This window comes from Siminovitchia fortis (genome assembly GCF_007681465.1).
Lineage (GTDB): Bacteria > Bacillota > Bacilli > Bacillales > Bacillaceae_C > Siminovitchia > Siminovitchia fortis.
In genome coordinates this window covers 1-3,234 of record NZ_VEKZ01000111.1, presented here as the reverse complement: position 1 = coordinate 3,234, position 3,234 = coordinate 1, and the positions used below count along the sequence as shown (strand labels likewise).

General features: G+C 45.1%; 2 protein-coding genes. Both read left to right on the top strand.

Features of this window, described 5'->3' with window-relative positions:
• Positions 1 to 322 precede the first annotated feature (322 nt).
• Positions 323 to 1,366: a recombinase RecA gene (recA, locus tag FS666_RS18960; protein ID WP_120069845.1), complete on the top strand. Its 1,044-nt coding sequence runs from the start codon at positions 323 to 325 to the stop codon at positions 1,364 to 1,366.
• A 211-nt stretch (positions 1,367 to 1,577) separates the two neighbouring features.
• Entirely contained in the window at positions 1,578 to 3,140 is a 1,563-nt protein-coding gene (gene rny / locus FS666_RS18955) for a ribonuclease Y (RefSeq protein WP_120069848.1), read from the top strand.
• Positions 3,141 to 3,234: the final 94 nt, after the last annotated feature.

The window sequence follows — 3,234 nt, the reverse complement described above, 5'->3', positions numbered from 1 at the left end:
TCTTATGCTTGTCGCCGATAAGCAGGCACTCTCGCACTTCCTTATCCTTTATCTCGTCGGAGGTACTCCAGTCTGTACGTCGATGGGCAAGGCGCTTGCGCTTTTCTAAATGAAATTTAATTTTCAATGGAGATATGCTTTGAAAATAATATAATCCCCTAATGAAAATTGAATTTTTCAACCATTTTCCCCGTCAAAATACAGAATAAATGTTCGCTTTCTGCTTGGCAATGATATGAAAAACAGGTATAATATAAATAGATTTTGCTAAGGAAATCCCAAGGTTTGAAACTTGAATGAATATAATTGAGGAGGAAAATGTGTGAGTGATCGTCAAGCGGCATTAGATATGGCTTTGAAACAGATAGAAAAGCAATTCGGAAAAGGGTCCATTATGAAATTGGGCGAACAGACGGACAGTAAAGTATCGACCATCCCGAGCGGATCGCTGGCGCTTGATATAGCGCTCGGTGTAGGCGGCTATCCAAGGGGGCGGGTCATTGAAATTTACGGCCCTGAAAGTTCCGGTAAAACGACTGTTGCCCTGCATGCAATTGCGGAAGCGCAGGCACGTGGCGGAACCGCTGCCTTTATTGATGCGGAGCATGCACTCGATCCGGTATATGCACAAAAACTGGGCGTAAATATTGATGAGCTCCTTCTTTCACAGCCGGACACCGGCGAGCAGGCTTTGGAAATAGCGGAAGCACTTGTCCGAAGCGGTGCTATTGAAATTCTTGTCATCGACTCTGTCGCCGCGCTTGTACCAAAAGCGGAAATCGAAGGGGAAATGGGAGATTCACACGTCGGACTGCAGGCCCGCCTCATGTCCCAGGCGTTAAGAAAGCTTTCCGGCGCCATCAACAAATCGAAAACAATCGCCATCTTCATTAACCAAATCAGGGAGAAGGTGGGCGTCATGTTCGGAAATCCGGAAACAACCCCTGGGGGACGTGCTTTGAAGTTCTATTCATCTGTGAGGCTTGAAGTGCGCCGTGCCGAGCAGTTGAAGCAGGGACAGGATGTCGTGGGAAGCAAGACAAGAATTAAAATTGTCAAAAACAAGGTGGCCCCTCCTTTCAGAACGGCTGAAGTGGATATCATGTATGGAGAAGGTATTTCACGTGAAGGTGAAATCATCGATATGGGCTCCGAGCTTGATATTGTCCAAAAAAGCGGATCATGGTATTCATATAATGATGAGCGTCTCGGACAGGGGCGGGAAAACGCAAAACTCTTTTTGAAAGAAAACGAAGATTTGCGCAGAGAGATCATGTTTAAAATACGGGAGTATTATGGACTGGATGATGAAAGCACAGCCCCGGAAGAAGAGGAACGGGAAGAATTCACCCTGTTGGATCAATAATAAGCCGTTAAACAGCAAAACTTCGGTTTTGCTGTTTTCTTTTCCTGAATAACATGGTCTAAGCTTGACAATAATTCCCCGCACCTATAAAATTAAACTGTATATTTTACAATTTTTTTCGTAAAATTAGAGCTTGGCTCTGCATATTGTAACATGTACCAACCGACAGTTAGAAGAATGATACAAGTTTATAGCAAGAGGGGGTGAAAACATGGATCTGACCATATTCATCATCTCCATTTTGCTTACCCTTATCGTCGGTGTAGTTGTTGCCTATTTCATCTTTAAATCAGTTGCTCAAGCAAAAATAACAGGGGCACAGGGGTCCGCGGAACAAATTTTGGAAAAAGCCAAAAGAGAAGCGGAATCTTTGAAGAAAGAAGCCCTGTTGGAAGCGAAGGATGAAAACCACAAACTCCGTATTGAAACTGAACGTGAACTTCGTGAAAGAAGAACTGAATTGCAAAGACAGGAAAACCGCTTATTGCAAAAGGAGGAGAACCTCGACAGAAAAGATGATACTCTGTCCAAGCGTGAAGAACAGCTTGAACGGAAAGAGGACTCTCTGAATGGAAGACAACAACATATTGAAGAGATGGAAAGCAAAGTGGATGAAATGATCCGCCAGCAAAAATCAGAACTGGAACGCATCTCAGGGTTGACCCGAGAGGAAGCCAAAGCACTCCTTTTATCAAGCGTTGAGAAGGAACTGGCGCACGATACCGCATTGATGATTAAAGAGAGTGAAACAAGAGCGAAGGAAGAAGCGGACAAGAAAGCGAAAAACATCCTTTCTCTCGCAATCCAGCGCTGTGCTGCCGAACATGTGGCCGAAACGACAGTCTCGGTTGTCAACTTGCCTAATGATGAAATGAAAGGGAGGATTATCGGCCGTGAGGGCAGAAACATCCGGACCCTGGAAACGCTGACAGGCATTGACCTCATCATTGATGACACTCCAGAAGCTGTAATTTTGTCAGGCTTTGATCCAATCAGACGGGAAACCGCCCGAATTGCACTGGAAAAGCTAGTACAAGACGGACGCATCCACCCAGCCCGAATTGAAGAAATGGTAGAGAAAGCAAGGCGTGAAGTCGATGAGCATATTCGTGAAGTCGGTGAGCAAACAACATTTGAAGTTAGTGTTCACGGCCTTCACCCCGATTTGATCAAAATTCTCGGCCGATTGAAATACCGGACAAGCTACGGTCAAAATGTTCTCAAACATTCTATTGAAGTGGCTCATTTATCCGGGTTGCTTGCAGCCGAACTAGGGGAAGATGAAGCTTTGGCCCGCCGTGCAGGACTCCTTCACGATATAGGAAAGGCTATTGACCATGAAGTCGAAGGAAGCCATGTGGAAATCGGAATTGAATTGGCGACTAAATATAAAGAACATCCGGTCGTTATCAACAGTATTGCCTCTCACCATGGAGACACTGAACCTACTTCAATCATTTCTGTGCTCGTCGCAGCTGCCGATGCATTGTCTGCAGCAAGACCGGGAGCACGAAGTGAAACGCTTGAGAGCTATATTAAACGACTGGAGAAGCTGGAAGAGATTTCAGAGTCATATGACGGAGTCGAAAAATCATTTGCCATTCAGGCGGGTAGAGAAGTTCGGATCATTGTCAAGCCGGAACAGATCAATGATTTGGAAGCACATCGGTTAGCCCGTGATATTCGAAAAAGAATTGAAGATGATCTTGATTATCCCGGACATATCAAAGTTACAGTCATCCGGGAAACAAGAGCTGTTGAATACGCTAAATAAAGCGGTGTGAACTTTCACACCGCTTTTCCTATTTTTGCGTGCCCAGCAAGCCGTTAATTGCTAGTTGGTGGAAGTCCAACCTGAGTAAGTGCCA

Coding starts and splice junctions, on each gene's coding strand:
- rny (WP_120069848.1), top strand. CDS start 1,578: ATGGATCTGACCATATTCATCATCTCCATTTTGCTTACCCTTATCGTC.